Annotated in this window: 3 protein-coding genes; all 3 read left to right on the forward strand. The window is 63.7% G+C overall.

What is annotated here, in order from left to right; translation table 11 throughout:
* Positions 1-46 precede the first annotated feature (46 nt).
* Complete coding sequence (gene flbT / locus V7D28_RS05630; protein ID WP_333586387.1) at positions 47-472, forward strand: flagellar biosynthesis repressor FlbT; 426 nt, start codon at positions 47-49, stop codon at positions 470-472.
* On the forward strand, positions 432-797 hold the full coding sequence (gene flaF / locus V7D28_RS05635; protein WP_333586388.1) for a flagellar biosynthesis regulator FlaF: 366 nt from the start codon (positions 432-434) through the stop codon (positions 795-797). Before flbT ends, flaF begins: the two co-directional genes overlap by 41 nt.
* Before the next feature lie 338 nt (positions 798-1,135).
* Positions 1,136-1,558 (forward strand): flagellin (locus V7D28_RS05640; protein ID WP_333586389.1); only part of this gene is annotated, 423 nt, incomplete at its 3' end.

Raw genomic sequence — 1,558 nt, forward strand, 5'->3', positions numbered from 1 at the left:
GGGATGAGGGCTCCCCGCGGGGGGCGCGTCACTCGGGGGTCGGGCATTGCCGCTCAAACTGTCACTGAAGCCGGGCGAGAAGTTCGTTCTGAACGGAGCCGTGGTTCAGAATGGAGACCGACGCGGGACCCTCGTGCTCCAGAACAAGGCCTCTGTTCTTCGCGAGAAGGACATCATGCAGCAGGACGAGGCGAACACGCCGGCGCGGCGCGTCTATTTTCCCGTCATGATGATGTATCTCGATGAGGCCGGCGCCGAGCGCTACTACGATGAATTCGTTCGCCGACTTTCGGAGTTCATGGGCGCGGTGCGCAACCCCGACGTCCTGGCCGAGTGCGTGACGATTTCGAAACACGCCATGACGCGTGAATACTACAAGGCGCTCATGCAGTGCCGGAAACTCATCGACTACGAGGACGAGGTGTTGGGCAATGTCGCTAAGAGCCTACCAGCAGGCGGCGCAGAGGAGTGAGTCGCCGCGGGAGGCGGAATACCGCCTCTTCGCTCAGGTGACCCGCGCCCTGATGGAGGCCTCCAAGGCCGACGCCTTTGATTTCGCCACGCGGGCCGACGCGCTGGACTGGAATCGGCGGCTCTGGATCGCCCTGGGCGATGATTGCGCCAGCCCCGAGAACCAGCTGCCTGAGGCCCTGCGCGCCCAGATCATCTCTCTGTCCATCTGGGTTCAGAAGCACACCAGCGCCGTGATGCGTCGGGAAGATGACTTCGAGGCTCTGATCGACGTGAACCGCATCATCATGCAGGGCTTGGCCCCGTCGGCGGCCGAGGCCGCCTGACGGCTCCAAGGCCCGTCCATCCCCTGTGAAGGCCCGGCCCGCGCCGGGCCTTTTTCGTTTCCGCCCCCAGCCTCGCCAGCGCTTCGTCCGGGGCCCCCGGTCAAGCTTGCCGGACCCGGCAGATTTGACTCGGCGCATTCTGCCGCCGGGCGGCCGCTTCAGGCGGCCAAGCCATCGCGGGCCTGAGAGCTCGGGGAAAACTTAAGGTAAACCAGCAGCTTACCATTTCGGTCGAGGGCGACCCGTCTGGCTCGCGACTTGCGATGCCCAGGCCGGGTCAAGAACGACCCGCTGGCGAAAAATCGCCGGACACCCGACCAGAATGGAAGGACAAGACCATGTCGATGAACTCGGTCAACACCAATGTCGGCGCCATGGTGGCGCTGCAGAACCTCAACAAGACCAATACGGATCTCGCCACCACTCAAACGCGCATCAATACCGGTCTCCGGGTCGCCAGCGCGAAGGACAACGGCGCCATCTGGGCCATCGCCCAGAACCAGCGTTCGGACTCCGGCGCGCTGAACGCCGTCAAGGAATCCCTGTCCCGTTCGATTTCGACCGTGGATGTGGCTCTTTCGGCGGGCGAGAGCGTCTCTGATCTGCTGCTGCAGATGAAGGAGAAGGCTCTGGCGGCTTCCGACACCACCCTGGATACGGCCAGCCGCACCGCCCTGAACGATGACTTCAAGGCTCTGCGCGACCAGATCACCAAGGTGGTGAACAACGCCGAGTTCAACGGCGCCAACATGATCAAGGCC

Source organism: Phenylobacterium sp., assembly GCF_036723115.1.
Taxonomy (GTDB): domain Bacteria; phylum Pseudomonadota; class Alphaproteobacteria; order Caulobacterales; family Caulobacteraceae; genus Phenylobacterium.